The organism is Clostridioides sp. ES-W-0016-02 (genome assembly GCF_020641035.1).
GTDB lineage: Bacteria > Bacillota > Clostridia > Peptostreptococcales > Peptostreptococcaceae > Clostridioides.
On the sequence record NZ_CP061361.1, the window covers coordinates 157,879 to 175,883 of the forward strand.

Sequence of the window (18,005 nt, forward strand, 5' to 3'; positions counted from 1 at the left end):
AATAGGCAAATGAGCAAAATATTTAAAATCTTAACAATAAATCCTGGTTCGACATCAACTAAAATAGCTGTATTTGATAATGAGGATTTAGTATTTGAAAAGACACTAAGACACTCTTCTGAAGAAATAGGAAAGTATGAGAAGGTTTCAGACCAATTTGAATTTCGTAAACAAGTAATAGAAGAAGCATTAAAAGAGGGTGGAGTAAAAACATCTGACTTAGATGCTGTAGTAGGTAGAGGTGGTCTTCTTAAGCCTATAAAAGGTGGAACTTACTCAGTAAGTGATGTTATGATAGAAGATTTAAAAGTAGGAGTTTTAGGAGAACATGCTTCAAATTTAGGTGGTATAATAGCAAAACAAATAGGTGATGAAGTTAATGTTCCTTCATACATAGTAGACCCAGTTGTTGTGGATGAACTAGAAGATGTTGCTAGAATTTCTGGTATGCCTGAAATAAGTAGAGCAAGTGTAGTACATGCTTTAAATCAAAAGGCAATAGCAAGAAGATTTGCTAAAGAGATAAACGCAAAATATGAAGATATAAATCTTATAGTTGCACATATGGGTGGAGGAGTTTCTGTTGGAGCTCATAAAAATGGTAGAATAGTAGATGTTGCAAACGCATTAGATGGAGAAGGTCCTTTCTCTCCAGAAAGAAGTGGTGGATTACCAGTAGGAGCATTAGTGAAAATGTGCTTCAGTGGAGAATATACTCAAGACGAAATTAAAAAGAAAATAAAAGGTAATGGTGGATTAGTTGCATATTTAAATACTAATGATGCTAGAGAAGTTGAAGAAAGAATTGAAGCTGGTGATGAAAAAGCTAAATTAGTATATGAAGCTATGGCATATCAAATCTCTAAAGAAATAGGAGCTAATGCAGCAGTTCTTAAGGGAGATGTAAAAGCAATATTATTAACTGGTGGAATCGCATATTCAAAAATGTTTACAGATATGATTGCAGATAGAGTTAAATTTATAGCAGATGTAAAAGTTTATCCAGGTGAAGATGAAATGATTGCATTAGCTCAAGGTGGACTTAGAGTTTTAATTGGTGAAGAAGAGGCTCAAGTTTATGATAACTAATGATAAAAGAATAAGAATCATAACAGGTCACTATGGAAGTGGTAAAAGTGAATTTGCGATGAACTATGTTGTTAAATTAAGAGATATGGTTTCTGGCAAAGTTGCTATAGCTGATTTGGATGTGGTGAATGTATACTTTAGAACTAGAGAAAAGAAAGAGTTAATGAAATCTTTAGGTATACAACCAATAGATAGTTCAATTAATGCTCCAACATTAGATTTACCAGCAGTATCAGCAGAAGTAATGTCACCTATGGTTGATCATTCATACAATTCTGTTATAGACTTAGGCGGAGATAATGTAGGTGCTAGAGTTATAGGAAGATTTAGTCATTTATTAAAAGAAGGCGACTATGACATGCTTTTTGTAATAAATGCAAATAGGGAGAAAACTCAAACTTCTGAAGAAGTTATCCAATATATAAAGGAAATAGAAAAATCTTCTAAACTAAAGGTAACAGGTCTAATTAATAATACTCATCTTATTAGATTTACTACTATTGATGATGTATTAAGAGGCCAAAAAGTTGCAGAAGAAGTTTCTAAGGAATGTAATATACCTATAAGATATGTTGCATGCTTAGAAAATCTTGTTGAACAATTACCAAAAGATTTAGAGGGAGAAATTTTTCCAATAAAATTATATATGAGAGAAGACTGGATGTAGTTTGAGCTCAAATATATAGAAAGTTTAAGGAGGCTTAGGTAAATGGCTAAAGGAAAAGTATCTTTTAATCAAGAACGTTGTAAAGGTTGTGGATTATGTGTTGAAGCATGTCCAGTAAAAATCATACAATTAGACTCAAACACAATAAACAAAAAAGGGTATAACCCAGCAACTGTTTCTGAAATGGAAAAATGCATAGGATGTGCAAGTTGTGCGACTATGTGTCCAGATGTAGTTATAACAGTAGAAAGAGATTAATTTAAATTAATATTTAAGGGGGAATTTTAATGGCTAAGATACTTATGAAAGGTAACGAAGCATTTGGAAAAGCAGCTATAGAAGCTGGTTGCAAATATTTCTTCGGTTACCCAATAACTCCACAAAGTGAATTACCAGAATATTTATCAAGAGAGTTACCTAAAATAGGTGGAGCGTTCGTTCAAGCTGAATCAGAAGTTTCTGCGATAAACATGGTTTATGGTGGAGCAGGTGCAGGAGCAAGAGTTATGACTTCTTCATCTTCACCAGGAGTTGCTTTAAAACAAGAAGGTATAACATATGCAGTAGGAGCAGAAGTTCCTTGTGTTGTACTTAACGTAATGAGAGGTGGTCCAGGACTTGGAAGTATACAACCTTCACAAGCTGACTACTTTATGTCTACAAGAGGTGGAGGAAATGGAGACTACAGAACTCCAGTATTCGCACCAGCTACAGTTCAAGAAGCTGTTGACATGATAATGGAAGCTTTTGATGTTGCAGATTACTACAGATCACCTGTTATGGTAGTTGCAGATGGTATGATAGGTCAAATGATGGAGCCAGTTGAATTCAAAGCTCCTGAAAAGAAAAGAGAATTGCCTCCTAAAGATTGGGCAACTGTTGGAACTAAAGGAAAAAGAGTACCTAATGTAATAAACTCTTTATACTTAGAGCCAGAAGTATTAGAAGATCACTGTTGGCACTTAGAAGCTAAATTCAATGAAATGGAAAAAAATGAAGTACAATATGAAATGTACAAAACAGAAGACGCTGAATTTATATTTGCAGCTTATGGAACTACTTCAAGAATAGTGAAAAGCGCAATTGATATATTAAGAGAAGAAGGAATAAAAGCAGGTCTTATAAGACCTAAAGTATTATGGCCATTCCCATTTGAAGCATTTGATCAAATCCCTAGTGCTAGAAACATATTAACTGTTGAAATGAGTATGGGACAAATGGTGGAAGATGTAAAAATGGCAGTAGAAGGTAAATTACCAGTTTACTTCCATGGAAGACCAGGAGGAATGACTCCAACACCAGCAGAAATAGTTGAAAAAGCTAAAAAAATTATTGCCGGAGAATTGGTTGCAGGAGGTGCTAGATAATGGCTGTTGTATTTAAGAAAACTGAAGGGTTACAAGATACTCAAACTCACTACTGTCCAGGATGTACACATGGTATAATCCATAGATTAGTTGGTGAAGTATTAGAAGAATTAGGAGTATTAGGTGATGCTGTAGGTGTTGTTCCAGTTGGATGTTCAGTTTTAGGATATAAATATTTTAACTGTGACACTCAAGAAGCAGCTCATGGTAGAGCACCAGCTGCTGCTACAGGAATAAAAAGAGTTCATCCTGAAAACACAGTATTCACTTATCAAGGTGATGGAGACTTAGCTTCAATCGGTACTGCTGAAATAGTTCATGCAGCTGCTAGAGGAGAAAAAATAACTACTATATTTGTAAACAATACAACATATGGTATGACTGGTGGACAAATGGCTCCAACTACATTAGTTGGACAAAGAGCTACTACTGCTCAATCAGGAAGAAATGCTGAAACTCAAGGTTATCCAATAAGAGTAAGTGAAATGTTAGCTACATTAACAGGAGCTGTATTTGTAGAAAGAGTAGCAGTTGATACTCCAGCTCATGTTAGACAAGCTAAAAAAGCTATAAAGAAAGCATTCCAAGTTCAACAAGCAGGATTAGGATTTGGAATAGTAGAAGTATTATCTACTTGTCCTACAAACTGGGGACTAGCTCCAAATGATGCTTTACAATGGTTAAGAGACAATATGATACCATACTATCCATTAGGAAATTTCAAAAATGTTGAAGTTGAGGAGGTGAAGTAAATGTCTACAGCTAGAGTAATATGTGCAGGCTTCGGAGGCCAAGGTGTTATGTCTATGGGACAATTACTTACTTATGCAGGAATGTTAGAAGGTAAAGAAGTTTCTTGGTTACCATCTTATGGACCAGAAATGCGTGGAGGTACAGCAAACTGTGCAGTAACTGTATCTAGTGAACCAGTTGGTTCTCCACTTATAACAAATGATGCAACTGCAGCTATATTATTAAATATACCAGCATTTGAAAAATTTAAAGATGATGTTGTACCTGGTGGAAAAATAATAGTAAATAGCTCTTTAATAAAAGAAAAAGTTGAAAGAACAGATGTAGATGTTTATTATATCCCAGCAAATGAATTAGCTGTTGAATTAGGTAATGATAAAGTTGCTAATATGATAATGCTAGGAGCTTACTTAAAAGTAGCTGATACAGTAGATATAGAGTCTGTATTAGAAGCATTTAAAAAAGTTTTCGGACCTAGAAAAGAAAAATTTGTTCCATTAAACAGAGCAGCTTTACAAAAAGGTATGGATGCTACATGTTGCGGAGCAACTAACTAATAAAGAAAAAAGATGTCAAAAAAAAGACAATAGAATTATTTCTATTGTCTTTTTTGCTGAGAAGTATTAAAATATTTTTATGACTGAAATTAAGAATATAATAGTATTTTATGAATTATAAAAATATAATACAAATTACAAGCTTTTCAATTATGAAAGGAGAATATTTAGTGAGAAAGTATTTTGGAACAGATGGAGTTAGAGGAATAGCAAATACAGAATTAACATGTGACTTAGCATATAGACTTGGTAGAGCTGGTGGATTTGTTTTAGCTCAAGGAGACCATAGAGTAAAAGTAGTAGTAGGTAAAGATACTAGAATATCAGGAGATATGCTGGAGGCATCTTTAATAGCAGGTCTTATGTCTGTTGGATGTGATGTTATTACTGTTGGAATAATACCAACCCCTGCAGTTGCATATTTAACTAGAAAATATGGTGCTGATTGTGGTGTGGTTATATCTGCATCTCATAATCCTGTTGAATATAATGGAATTAAATTCTTTAATAAGAATGGATATAAATTGGATGATGAAATAGAATTAAAGATAGAAGAATATATAGATGACATGGCTAAAGTAGATTGTATGCCAGTTGGTGAAAATGTAGGACGAAGATTACATGAGCATTATGCACAAAGAGATTATGTAGATTATTTAAAATCAATAATTAACACTGATTTTAGAGGATTAAAAGTGGTTTTGGACTGTGCTAATGGTGCATCGTATAAAGTAGCACCAATAGTATTTGATGAATTAGGAGCAAGTGTAATTTCAATAAATAGTTCACCAGATGGAAACAATATAAATTATAAATGTGGCTCTACACATCCAGAACAACTTCAAAAGGCTGTTTTGGAACATAATGCTGACTTAGGTCTTGCGTATGATGGAGATGCTGATAGATTAATTGCAGTAAATGAAGAGGGTCAAATTGTTGATGGAGACCATATAATGATATTGAGTGCTTTAAATTTAAAGAAAAATAATAAATTAGCACAAGATACTTTAGTAGTTACAGTTATGAGTAATATAGGATTAACAATAGCTGCAAAAGAAAATGGAATAAAATTATCTACTACAGCAGTTGGAGATAGATATGTTTTAGAAGACATGGCTAAAAATGGATATAATCTTGGTGGAGAACAATCTGGACACATGATATTCTTAGATTACAATACTACAGGAGATGGAGTTCTTAGTTCTTTAATACTTGCAAATATAATATTGCAAGAAAAGAAACCTTTATCAGAACTTGCATCAATAATGAGTCAATATCCACAAGTACTAGTGAATGCAACAATAAAAAATGAAAATAAAACCAAATATATGGAATATCCAGAAATAAAAGCTGAAATAGAAAGAATAGAATCTATTTTAGATGGAAATGGTAGAGTCTTAATAAGACCATCAGGAACTGAACCATTAGTTAGAGTTATGTTAGAGGGTAAAGAGGAAGGTCAAATAAAAGAATTAGCAACAAATTTAGCTAATCTTATACAAGAAAAATTATCGTAATTTATAAGGGTATTCTCAGATATAAACCCTGAGGACACCTTTCTAAGCGCCAGAACTTAGTTATAGGCACAAGAATTAAGTATTATTGGAACTAAGTTGACGAGGTCAGAGTTAATCGAATTGTCGGCGGATGCTCTGCGGTGTGTTTACCATCGAAAGACTTCTTTAAATAATAGGAGTAATCCTATGGACAAAGGGAAGCCAAAGTAAACTTATATGACCTAACTCTTAAAATATATAAATAATATTTTTAGGAGGACACAAATAATGTGTGGAATAGTTGGATATTTAGGAAGTAGAAAGGCAGCAGAAGTTATCATAGAGGGGCTTTCTAAGCTAGAGTACAGAGGTTATGACTCAGCAGGTGTAGCAGTTAATGGTTCTAATTGTGATGAACTTAATATTAGAAAGTTCAAAGGTAGACTTTCTGTGCTTGCAGAAGATTTAGAAAAAAATCCTATTGATGGAAATTTGGGAATAGGACATACAAGATGGGCAACTCATGGAGAACCATCTGATGTAAATTCACATCCTCATTTTAATCAAGCTAAAACAATAGCAGTTGTTCATAATGGGATAATAGAAAATTATATGGAAATCAAAGAAGAATTAATTTCTGAAGGTGTTAAATTTGAATCTCAAACAGATACAGAAGTAATAGCACATTTAGTAGATAAATACTATGAAGGTAACTTATTAGACGCTGTATATAAAACTATATCAAAATTAAGAGGAGCTTATGCATTAGGTGTTATATGTAAAGAACATGGAAATGAATTAGTTGCAGTAAGAAAAGATAGTCCTCTTGTAGTTGGTGTGGGTGAAGGCGAAAACTTTATAGCATCAGATATACCTGCTTTATTAAAATATACTAGAGATGTTTATTTCTTAGAAAATGGAGAGATAGTTCACCTAAAAGATGAAAATGTAACAATTTATGACTCTAATAGAAATGTTGTAGAAAAAGAAGTATTCCATGTAACATGGGATGTAGAAGCTGCATCTAAAGGTGGATATGATTACTTTATGTCAAAAGAAATACATGAGCAACCAACAGGAGTTAGAGAAACTCTAGAAAGAAGACTTGATGATAATGGAAATATAATTTTAGATAGTATAAATATTTCTAAAGAAGATTTAGATAAAATAAATAAAGTTTATATAGTAGCTTGTGGAACGGCATATAATGCTGGATTACTTGGTAAGTATGCTATAGAAAAATTTGTAAATATACCAGTAATAACTGATATAGCATCAGAATTTAGATATAGTGACCCATTTGTAGATGAAAACTCATTAGTAATATTAGTTAGCCAATCTGGTGAAACAGCAGATACTTTAGCAGTACTAAGAGATTCAAAAGCTAAAGGAGCAAGAATACTTTCAATAACTAATGTTGTAGGTTCATCTATAGCAAGAGAATCAGATGATGTTTTCTATACTTGGGCAGGACCTGAAGTAGCAGTTGCATCAACTAAGGCATATACAACTCAAATAACTTCTTTATATATGATAGCTTTAGATTTTGCTATTAAAAAAGGAACAATAACTAGAGAGTTTTATGATGGTATGATTACTAAGATGAAAGAAATACCATCAAAAATACAAGAAATATTAGATAATGAAGAATATATAAAAGAAGTTGCTAAAACAGTTGTTAGCTCTGACCATGCTTTCTATTTAGGAAGAGGTATAGACTATAGTTTAGCAATGGAAGGTTCATTAAAATTAAAAGAAATATCATATATACATGCAGAAGCTTTTGCAGCAGGAGAATTAAAACATGGAACAATAGCATTAATAGAAAAAGGAACTCCTGTAATTGCTATAGCTACTCAAGAAAAATTATTTGAAAAAATGGTTTCTAATATGGAAGAAGTAAGAGCAAGAGGAGCTTATGTTGTAGCAATTGCTCAAAGTCATAATAAAGACGTTGAAAAAGCTGCTGAAAAAATAATTTATATACCAAACTCAGATGATATTTTATCACCAATATTAGCAGTTGTACCAATGCAATTACTTGCTTATCATGTTTCTGTATTAAGAGGTTGTGATGTAGATAAGCCAAGAAACTTAGCTAAATCAGTAACAGTTGAATAAAAATATATTAAAAAGTGCATAGATAATATCTATTAGAAAAAACTCATTCTATTTGTTATAATTTTATAGAATGAGTTTTTTATTATAGAAAAAAGCTATTAATCAATATGGAGGTGTATTTGTATAAAAGAGGTAAAGTTAAAATTAGAGACGTTAAAAAAAATCGAAAAAAATAACAATGATTGTATAAATTGCAAAAAATGTTTTAAGGTATGTCCTATGATGAAAGAATTTGGAGACTCACCAAGAGAACTTATGATAGACATTTTGCAAAATAAATCAATAAATAAAAATATACCATATTCTTGCATGTTATGTGGAATATGCAAGGTAGAGTGTCCAAAAGATATAGATTTAAAAGAAATGTTTTTTGATGTAAGGAAAGAAATATTTCATAGCAATCAAAAAGAATTAAATGATATAGGATATAGAACAATAAAATTTCATCAAACTAATAGTTTCTCTTCATTATTCTCAAAAAAATTTATTAAAAAAAACACCAAAAAGATTTTTTTTCCAGGATGTAGCCTTTCTAGCTATAGTAGTGACTTAGTATTAGCAACATATAAATATTTAGAAAATCATATAGAAAATATATCCTTAGCTTTTGAATGTTGTGGCAAGCCAACTTTAGCTATGGGAGATACAAATAAATTTGATAAATATTATTCTAAAATAGACAAGCTATTTAGAGAAAATGATATAGACGAAGTAATCGTAACTTGTCCAAATTGTTTTAATACTATAAGAAATAATAGTGATATAAAAGTGACTTCAATATGGGAAGTGATAAAAGAATATGGACTTCCAGAAAATCTAAAAAATCATTATGATGATTTAAATCAGGAATTTTTATTACATGACCCATGCCCTATAAGAAATGAGCATAATATACATGAATCAGTCAGATATATACTAGGTTTTATGGGAATAAAAATAATTGAATTTGAAAAAAATAGAGAAAACACAGAGTGTTGTGGCTCTGGAGGTATGGTAAGAGTTACTAATAATGAAGTTGCTATAAACCAGACCAAAAATAGAGCAAATAATGAAAAAACAGATTATGTAATCTCATACTGTCAATCTTGTTGTGAGTCTATGTTAATGGCAGATAAAAAAGTACTACATGTATTAGATTTAATTTTTGATGTTGATGTTATAAACAAAAATAAATTAACCCAGAAAAAAACATCATCTATTAAAAAATGGAGTACAAGGTATAAAGGAATAGAAGTAGCAAAGAAGATGAATATAGAAACTTAATAAATTCCCATAAAAAGTATATAAGCTAATGAAAGGAAATAATATGTTAGATACACATGCAAGAAAATATGTAGAGCCATTTATAATCAAAGGAGCAGAGTTCTTTTTAAAACTTAAATTAACTCCAAATAACGTGACAATAATAGCACTTATAGTTGGAATATCTACGTCTTTATTTATATATCTCGATATGAAAGTGCTAGCAATAATTACATTATGGGTTTCAGGATACCTAGATGCTGTAGATGGTGATATGGCGAGAAGTAGTAATAAAACATCCTTATTTGGAACATTAATGGATATTACTTTTGACAGAATAGTAGAAATAAGTATGATTTTAGTATTTGGCTTGAAGATGATTGATGTAAGGTTAAATCTAATGATTCTTTTAAGTAGTATTCTTATGTCAATGACTATATTTTTAACTGTTGGGGCCTTAACTGATAAAAAAGGTATGAAATCATTTTATTATCAAGCTGGTGTAGCTGAAAGGAGTGAGGGATTTATACTTTTTACTTTGATGATTTTATTTCAAAGTTATATTGGAACGATAGCAAATCTATTTTCTATAGTCGTTTTATTTACAGCAGTTCAAAGACTACTAGAAGCAAAAAAAATATTATAAATTAATTTTTGAGAGGGGAAAAAATGAAAAAGAGGATATTAACAATATTATTATGTTTAGGGCTTGTATTTGGATTGATAGGGTGTTCAAATAACGATAAAAAAGAAGAGCCTCAAAAAGATATATTAAAAAGTAGCAATGAAGAGATTTTAAAATCTGCAAAAGGTACAACAGTTAACTTTTATGGATATGGTGGAAATGAAGTAATGAATAAATGGTTTGATAGTTATGTAATTCCAAAGATGAAAGAAGACTATGACATAACTGTAAAAAGAGTAGGAATAGATATAGAAAACATTCTTAATAAACTATTGTCAGAAAAACAAGCTGGAAATGCTAAGGGTACTATAGATGTGGTTTGGATAAATGGAGAAAACTTCAAAACAGCAAAAGAGAATAAATTGCTATTTGGACCTTTTGTAGAGAAACTTTCTAATTATGAAAAGTATGTTGATTCATCTTCTGAAGATATTACTACAGATTTTGGAGTTAAGGTAGAGGGGATGGAAGCTCCTTGGGGTAAATCTCAATTTGCAGTTGTAACAGACACATCTAAGATTAATACAAAAATAACTGATGCAAAAACACTAAAAAAAGTAATTGTATCTAATCCTGGAAAATTTACCTATCCAGCCCCACCAGATTTTACAGGAAGTGCATTTGTCAGAAATATAATATATGATGTAGTAGGATATGATAAAGTAAAAAATTTACCAGAAGATGAAGCTAAAGTAAAACAAGTCATACAACCCGCTATGGAGTATCTTAAAGAAATAAAACCATACTTATGGAATAAAGGTAAAACTTATCCTGCGACATCTTCTCAGTTAGATAATATGTATTCAGATAATGAAACCTATTTTACAATGACTTATGCTCCCAATGTATTATTAGGAAGGATAGAAAGTGGAGAGTTTAGCAAATCTACAAAAGCAATAGAATTTGAAAAAGGAAATATAAGTAACACACATTTTGTTGCTATACCAGATAATTCTCAAAATAAAGAAGGTGCAATAGTGTTAATAGATTTTTTGATGAGTATAGATGCACAATCCTCTAAGACAGAAACTAAAAATTGGGGAGATACATCTGTTTTAGATATGAAGAAGATTCCAGGTGAAGATGTTAAGAAATTTAGTGAAACTATAGTATTAAAAAATTCAGTTCCAGAATTAAAAGCGGGAATAGTTCCAATAATAGAAAAAATATGGACTAAAGAGGTACTAGAAAGTGAAAAGTAAAATAATTAATGATAAAATAATTCCATATTTATTAATAGCACCTGTATCTATCATCCTGATACTTATAATGGGTGTAGGAATTATAAATTGCATCTCACAAAGTCTAGGATTTTTTCCTCAGATTGGTCTTGAGCAAATTACATTAAATTATTATAGAGAAATTTTTAGAGATTCTAATTTTTTAGAATCTCTTATCTTTAGTTTGAAGATTTCTTTAGTGTCATCAATTTTGGCTATTATTATAGGTATACTTTTAGCATATATAATGTCTCAAAATAAATTTTCTAAAGTTAGATATATGATTCTAAATGTTCCGCTAGTAGTTCCACATATAATAGCTGTATTATTGGTATTTATAATATTTTCTCAAACAGGTATAGTTTCAAGAGTATTTTATTTTTTCAATATAATAAAGGATTCATCTGAATTTATACCAATGGTTTCTGATAAAAATGGAATAGGGATAATTTCAGTTTATTTGTGGAAAGGAATACCATATATAACACTAATGGTTTATAATATATTGAAAAATATAAATGATAATCTACAACAAGTGTCTATAAATTTAGGTGCAAGTAAACTTCAAACGTTTAGATATATAGTGTTGCCGCTTGCTATGCCTACAATAATTTCTTCATTTATAATAATTTTTGCCTTTTCATTTGGTTCTTTTGAAGTACCTTTTTTAATAGGTGCATCAACTCCAAAAGCATTACCAGTTCAAGCATATCTGAGTTATTCTAGTTCAGATTTAATGCAAAGACCAATCTCAATGTGTATCAATGTTGTATTATCTGGAATAAGTTTTATACTATTAATAATTTATGATAGATTTTTTAATAAAATATCAAAATATAATGTATAGGAGTATCTATGAGTAAAAAATTTAATATAATTCTTAATATCATGTTTGTAGTTATTATAGCTCCTATAATATTATTGTCAATATGGGGAGTTGTAAATACATGGCCATTTCCAAATCTTTTACCTAAGGAATTTTCATTAAGAGGATTTAGATATATTTTGGATATAAATAATCTGAATATCATTTTGAGAAGTATTATAATATCAATAACTGTAGTCTTAGTTACTATTTTATTAAGTATACCAGCATCTAAAGCGTTAGCACTATACGATTTTAAAGGAAAAAGGTTTTGTGAGTTACTGATATTGTCTCCAATTATAATTCCACTAATATCTGTTGCTATGGGCATACATATAGCATTTATTAGAATAGGCCTGGCCAATAATATTTTGGGAGTAATTATTATAAATATACTTCCATGTATACCATATTCAGTTCGAATAATAACAGATGTTTATAAATTAATAGGTGATAATTTAGAAATACAAGCGAAAGTACTTGGAGCAAGTAGATTTAATACATTTAGATATGTAACCTTCCCTTTGATTTTGCCAGGGATATTGGGTGCATCAAGTATGTCTTTCATAATATCCTTTAGTCAATATTTTTTGACTCTTCTTATAGGGGGAGGTAGTGTCATAACTTATCCAATGATTATGTTTCCATATATACAAAGTGGAGACAGGACAATCGCATCTTTGTATAGTATGCTCTTTTTAATAATAAGTTTATTTATCTTGATAATAATAGAATACAATGTAAAAAAGAACTATAAGCATATTCAAAATACAAGGCTATTTTAGTACGATTGGAGGTGTAATAATTGTCATCAGTTAAACTTATAAATTTATGTAAGAGTTTTAACAAAATCAAAGTTTTAAACAATATGAATTTAGATATAAAAGAAGGAGAAATAGTTTCTCTTTTAGGTCCATCAGGTTGTGGAAAAAGTACTACTCTAAAATTAATTGCTGGTATTTTACATCCTGATTGCGGAGATATACTTTTAAATAATGAATCAGTATTAGATATACCTATAGGAAAAAGAGATACTGTAATAGTTTTTCAAGATTATTTATTATTTCCACATATGACTTTATATGAAAATATAGAATTTGGTCTTAAAATGAAAAAAATAAATAAGAATATAAGAAAAAGTAGAGTAAACGAACTTATAAATTTAGTTAAGTTAAAAGGATATGAAAATAAATATCCAAACGAACTCTCAGGAGGACAACAACAACGTGTTGCAATAGCAAGGTCTTTAGCAATAAATCCAAAGGTACTGTTATTAGATGAGCCATTTTCAAATTTAGATATTAATTTACGCAATGAAATGAGGGAATTTGTATTAGGATTACAAAAACATCTAAAGATAACAACGATATTAGTAACACATGACAAAGAAGAAGCGTTAATGATGAGTGATAGAATAGCAGTTATGTTAAATGGTGAGGTTAAACAATTCGACACACCTGATAATCTTTATGAAAATCCCAAAAGTAAAGAAGTTGCAAATATATTTGGAGAAAAAAATTATTTAATCGGAAATATAAGAAATGGAGAATTTGTAAATGATATAATTTCTATTAAATTAGATAAATATAAAAATATAAATATAGATAATGTAGAGTTAATGATACCAAAAGAAAGTATAATCCTAAAAACGATTGATAATGATGTAGGAAGACAAGGGTCTATATTAAAAAAAAGATATGCAGGAGATAAAGTTTACTATGATGTAGATATTGATGGAACGGTATTAAAAGCTAGTAGCAACAATAATTTATATGAAATAAATGAAAAGGTAGATGTGTTTATGGAACAAAGAAAAATTCTATTCTTTCCTGTTGAACTATAGAAAAAAACTATGGCTGTAAACAAGTAAATAAGTATCAAATATATTTTAATTTTGTTATAATGAATTCGAATACTATAATAAAATAAGATTTTATATCAAAAAAGGGAATATTTTTAATATTTGGAGGGTAATTTTATGAAATTTAGTAAAAGATTTAAAGTTTTAGCTATTGGTTTAACTTTAGTATTAACATTAGGGAGTGTAGTTGGTTGTGATTCTAAAGAATCAGAAAAACCAAAAGAATCTTCTCAAAGTCAAGATAAGGCTAGTTATAAAGAAGCCACAGGTGAAGAGGCTGTAAAAATGATGAAGAAAAATAAAGAATTATTGATATTAGATGTAAGAGGTGCAGAGGACTATGCTAAAGGTCATATTATAAATGGTATAAATATATCAGTAGATGATTTAGAAGATAAATTAAGTGATTTAGAAGGATATAAGGATAAAACTATATTAGCGTATTGTAACTCAGGTAAAAAAAGTGCAAAAGCTGCTGAAATATTAGTAAAAAATGGATTTAAAGATGTTTATAATGTAGAAGGTGTGAAAGATTTTGATTATGAATTAGTTACATATAATGATATAACTGCGCCTGAAATGTTAAAGTTAATAAGCGAAAATAAAGATTCTATAGTAATAGATGCTAGAAAGTCAAAAGAATTTGAAACTGGACATTTAAAAGAAGCTATCAATATACCACTAGAAGACACAGAAAAGAAAATGGGAGAACTTGATAAAAATAAGGATATAATTTTATACTGTAGAACTGGAAATAGAAGTGGGCAAGCAGCTAAAATACTTTCAGAGAATGGATTTACAAAAGTATATAATTCAGTTGATGGTGTGGATGAATATGATTTTGATTTAGTTAAATAGATTTAAAATAATAAAAGATTGATTAGAAATCGGAGTACAAATTATGTCGAAGAAATTAAGAGAAGAAATAGAAGAAGGTTTTTGTGCTAATGTTAAATCAATTTCTACAGAAGATTTGAAAGAGAAAGTACAAGATGAATCTTGGGTTATAGTTGATACTCGTTTAAATGATGCATATAATGGCTGGAAATTAGATGGAGTAAAAAGAGGTGGACATATAAGAGGAGCAGTAGATTTTTCTGCGAATTGGTTATATGTAGACTCAGATAAAAAAGACAAAGTATTAGAACAAGCACTAAAAACAAAAGGTATTGATTTAGATAAAAATATAGTACTATATGATGCTAATGGAAAAGATGCTTTACTTGTAGCTACTTACTTATCTAAAAAAGGATATAAAAATCTATATAAATATGATATTAAACAATGGGCAAATAATGAAAATCTTCCAATGGAAAGATATAAAAATTATCAAATGATAGTACCTGCTTCCATAATAAAAGATATCTTGGATGGAAAAATTCCAGAGACATTTGAATATTCTAAGAATATAAAAATGATTGAAGCAAGTTGGGGAGAAGAAAAAGAATCTTATGCAAAAGGGCATATACCTACAAGTGTTCATATAAATACTGATATTATAGAACCTCCTCCAACATGGATGCTTACTAACAATGATAATTTGGCCAAATTTGCTTTAGACTATGGATTTACAAAAGATGATACTGTGATAGTTTCAAGTAGCGCATCTATGGCTTCTTATAGAATTGCTATTATATTACGATATATAGGAGTAAGAGATGTAAGAGTTTTGAATGGTGGAATAAACTCATGGTTATCAGAAGGATATGAGCTGGAGTTAACTAGTAATCCAAAAAGTTCATGTACTACTTTTGGGGAAAATATACCAGCTAATCCACAACTAATTGTTAGTATACCAGAATTAAAGCAAAAACTAAGAGATAAAAATAAATTTACATTAGTGGACAATCGTTCTTGGGATGAACATATAGGTAAAATATCTGGATATAGCTATTATGATAAAAAAGGTCGTATACCAGGAGCCTTATATGGTCATGCAGGTAGTGACAGTGTATCACTAGAAGAGTATCGTAATATAGATAACACAATGAGAAATCAATATGAAATATTGGCAATGTGGGATAAAGAAAATATAGATACTAATAAACAACTTGCATTTATGTGTGGAAGTGGATGGCGTGCTGCAGAGGTATTAACATATGCAAATGTTATGGGATTTGAAAATACTTCTCTCTATAGTGATGGATGGATGGGATGGAGTCTTGATGATTCAAATCCAATTGAAACAGGAGATTCAAAATAGAATTTTGTAAAAAATATAATATAATTGTTTAAAATGAAGGTATATTCAGTTTATTAAGTTGAATATACCTTTGTTCTGTTTTAAAATATAAACATAGTTAGAATATGCTTATATGGATGTGCACTTATTTAAACATATTATTAGCAATATAGAATTATAAAATTATATATTATGAGGTGTGAAATATGATTAGTAAAGATGAAAAAGCAAGGTTAAAAGCTGAAGGTATATTAGCCCAAAGCCAAGAAGGGTATTTCTCAATAAGAATATTGAGTAGAGCGGGAAACTTTACAGCAGAACAGCTTATCAACCTATCAAAGTTATCTGAAAAATATGGTAGAGGTTATTTAGGTGTTACTACTAGATTAGCTGTTGAAATACCATGGATAAAGTATGAAGATATAGATTTAATGAAGGAAGATTTAAAAGCTGTAGGGCTAAAGCATGGTGGTACGGGTAAAAAAGTAAGACCATTAGTCGCATGCAAAGGTACTGTATGTCAACATGGAATATATGATACACAAGAATTATGTGGAAAGTTACATGATTCATATTTTGGATATGATTTACCATCTAAAACTAAAATTACACTAGTTGGATGTCCAAATAACTGTGCAAAAGCAAATACTAATGATGTGGGTATAGTAGGTCAAGTATACGTAAAATTTAATGAAGATAAATGTAAAAATTGTGGATTGTGTACATCATCTTGTAGACAAAAATCAGTTTATATGGAAGATAAGAAATTAGTGTGGAATAAAGAAGAATGTGTAAATTGTGGAAAGTGTGCTCAAGCATGTCCATTTGGAGCTATGGAAGTTGATAAAAAAGGACTAGCTGTTTATCTTGGTGGTAGAATGGGAAGAGGCTATAGATTTGGAGATAGACTTAGTAATTTGTATACAGAGGATAATATAGAAGAATTAGTGCAAGATGTATTTTATACATATAAACAATTAGCAAGTCCAGGAGAAAGAATAAGTAAAGTATTAGAGAGAATTGGAATCGAAGAGTTTGAAAAACATTTATTTAATATAAAATTACAAAATGCATAAAAATACATATTGATAAAGTATATCTCTCTTAAATTTGTTAATAATTCTGTTATAGAGAAAAACAAATTTAAGGGGGATTTTTATTATGAAGATAATAAAATTAGTTGTAAGTTTTTTTATGTTAATGGCTATAGGCATGACAATATCTTATGCAGATGCAAATATAAATACTAGATATAATAAATTAATTAGTGCTCTTGAAACTTCAGAAGCCGATTTTAAATATTATAATATGAAAATTAATTCTGTTATAAATTACAATTTATCAAATAAAGAATTACATAATATTTTTCTAGAAATAATTAACAATCTAAAGTTAGATGAAAAAGGAATAAATTGGAACCAAAAAGGGTATGGCGATGAAATACAATTATATGCTACTATAAAAGATAGCGATAAAGAAATTTCTATAAAAGGAATAAATAAAAATAATAAAGAAAGCTACATAATAGTTGACATATTGGACAACAAAGTATATAAACATAAAGAGGATATTTATAGTAGTGTAGAAAACGTGTTAAATAAATATTCATCTCAAGTAGATGTATCTGCTTGTATTGTTGGAGAATACACAAAAAGGTTACAAAACCACAAATATGATGATATTTTACAAAAAATATTATATAATATGAGTGCTAAGCAAATAGATAAAGTGAAAGACGTAAACTTTTTATCTATAACAGCATATAGTAAAGTATTAAATGATGATGATTTAGAATATTTAGGGGAAAAAATCAATTTAAATATAGGAATTAAATATAATGAGGACGATGGAAAAACACTCATATATATTGCCACACCAATTATAAAATTAGATTATTAAT

At 29.6% G+C, this 18,005-nt stretch carries 18 protein-coding genes; all 18 read left to right on the forward strand.

What is annotated here, in order from left to right:
- Positions 1 to 9: 9 nt before the first annotated feature.
- The 18 genes from buk (at position 10) to IC758_RS01190 (ending at position 18,004) form a co-directional block, all read left to right on the forward strand.
- A complete protein-coding gene (buk, locus tag IC758_RS01105; protein ID WP_227434526.1) occupies positions 10 to 1,089 on the forward strand; it encodes a butyrate kinase in 1,080 nt (359 codons plus the stop codon).
- Entirely contained in the window at positions 1,079 to 1,756 is a 678-nt protein-coding gene (locus IC758_RS01110; RefSeq protein ID WP_227434527.1) for an ATP-binding protein, read from the forward strand. Before buk ends, IC758_RS01110 begins: the two co-directional genes overlap by 11 nt.
- Positions 1,757 to 1,798: 42 nt before the next feature.
- Complete coding sequence (locus tag IC758_RS01115) at positions 1,799 to 2,014, forward strand: 4Fe-4S binding protein (protein WP_227434528.1); 216 nt, start codon at positions 1,799 to 1,801, stop codon at positions 2,012 to 2,014.
- Positions 2,015 to 2,043: 29 nt separating this feature from the next.
- The gene (locus IC758_RS01120; RefSeq protein WP_227434529.1) at positions 2,044 to 3,123 is read left to right on the forward strand and encodes a 3-methyl-2-oxobutanoate dehydrogenase subunit VorB; all 1,080 of its coding nucleotides are present in this window, start codon (positions 2,044 to 2,046) and stop codon (positions 3,121 to 3,123) included.
- Complete coding sequence (locus tag IC758_RS01125; RefSeq protein WP_003420710.1) at positions 3,123 to 3,875, forward strand: thiamine pyrophosphate-dependent enzyme; 753 nt, start codon at positions 3,123 to 3,125, stop codon at positions 3,873 to 3,875. The genes IC758_RS01120 and IC758_RS01125 overlap by 1 nt, the downstream gene beginning before the upstream one ends.
- Positions 3,876 to 4,433 carry a 2-oxoacid:acceptor oxidoreductase family protein gene (locus IC758_RS01130; protein ID WP_227434530.1) on the forward strand — a complete coding sequence of 186 codons (558 nt, stop codon included), beginning with the start codon at positions 3,876 to 3,878 and terminating at the stop codon, positions 4,431 to 4,433.
- 170 nt (positions 4,434 to 4,603) lie between these two features.
- Entirely contained in the window at positions 4,604 to 5,950 is a 1,347-nt protein-coding gene (gene glmM, locus IC758_RS01135; RefSeq protein WP_227483570.1) for a phosphoglucosamine mutase, read from the forward strand.
- A 267-nt stretch (positions 5,951 to 6,217) separates the two neighbouring features.
- Positions 6,218 to 8,050: a glutamine--fructose-6-phosphate transaminase (isomerizing) gene (gene glmS / locus IC758_RS01140; RefSeq protein WP_227434532.1), complete on the forward strand. Its 1,833-nt coding sequence runs from the start codon at positions 6,218 to 6,220 to the stop codon at positions 8,048 to 8,050.
- A 222-nt stretch (positions 8,051 to 8,272) separates the two neighbouring features.
- Positions 8,273 to 9,313 carry a (Fe-S)-binding protein gene (locus tag IC758_RS01145; protein ID WP_255630941.1) on the forward strand — a complete coding sequence of 347 codons (1,041 nt, stop codon included), beginning with the start codon at positions 8,273 to 8,275 and terminating at the stop codon, positions 9,311 to 9,313.
- 43 nt (positions 9,314 to 9,356) lie between these two features.
- Positions 9,357 to 9,938, forward strand: coding sequence for a CDP-alcohol phosphatidyltransferase family protein (locus IC758_RS01150; protein WP_227434533.1), 582 nt, complete (start codon positions 9,357 to 9,359; stop codon positions 9,936 to 9,938).
- A 23-nt stretch (positions 9,939 to 9,961) separates the two neighbouring features.
- Positions 9,962 to 11,179, forward strand: coding sequence for an ABC transporter substrate-binding protein (locus IC758_RS01155; protein ID WP_227834971.1), 1,218 nt, complete (start codon positions 9,962 to 9,964; stop codon positions 11,177 to 11,179).
- Positions 11,169 to 12,044 carry an ABC transporter permease subunit gene (locus IC758_RS01160; RefSeq protein ID WP_227434535.1) on the forward strand — a complete coding sequence of 292 codons (876 nt, stop codon included), beginning with the start codon at positions 11,169 to 11,171 and terminating at the stop codon, positions 12,042 to 12,044. The genes IC758_RS01155 and IC758_RS01160 overlap by 11 nt, the downstream gene beginning before the upstream one ends.
- Before the next feature lie 8 nt (positions 12,045 to 12,052).
- Positions 12,053 to 12,847, forward strand: coding sequence for an ABC transporter permease (locus IC758_RS01165; RefSeq protein WP_227483567.1), 795 nt, complete (start codon positions 12,053 to 12,055; stop codon positions 12,845 to 12,847).
- A 20-nt stretch (positions 12,848 to 12,867) separates the two neighbouring features.
- On the forward strand, positions 12,868 to 13,905 hold the full coding sequence (locus tag IC758_RS01170; protein WP_227834970.1) for an ABC transporter ATP-binding protein: 1,038 nt from the start codon (positions 12,868 to 12,870) through the stop codon (positions 13,903 to 13,905).
- 135 nt (positions 13,906 to 14,040) lie between these two features.
- Positions 14,041 to 14,781, forward strand: a complete 741-nt coding sequence (locus tag IC758_RS01175; protein ID WP_227834969.1) for a rhodanese-like domain-containing protein — start codon at positions 14,041 to 14,043, stop codon at positions 14,779 to 14,781.
- Between the two features lie 43 nt (positions 14,782 to 14,824).
- Complete coding sequence (locus IC758_RS01180; RefSeq protein ID WP_227434539.1) at positions 14,825 to 16,126, forward strand: rhodanese-like domain-containing protein; 1,302 nt, start codon at positions 14,825 to 14,827, stop codon at positions 16,124 to 16,126.
- Between the two features lie 185 nt (positions 16,127 to 16,311).
- Complete coding sequence (locus tag IC758_RS01185) at positions 16,312 to 17,181, forward strand: 4Fe-4S binding protein (protein ID WP_227483564.1); 870 nt, start codon at positions 16,312 to 16,314, stop codon at positions 17,179 to 17,181.
- Positions 17,182 to 17,266: 85 nt separating this feature from the next.
- Positions 17,267 to 18,004 (forward strand): YwmB family TATA-box binding protein, encoded by a 738-nt coding sequence (locus tag IC758_RS01190; protein ID WP_227434541.1) that lies wholly within the window; start codon positions 17,267 to 17,269, stop codon positions 18,002 to 18,004.
- Position 18,005 lies beyond the last annotated feature (1 nt).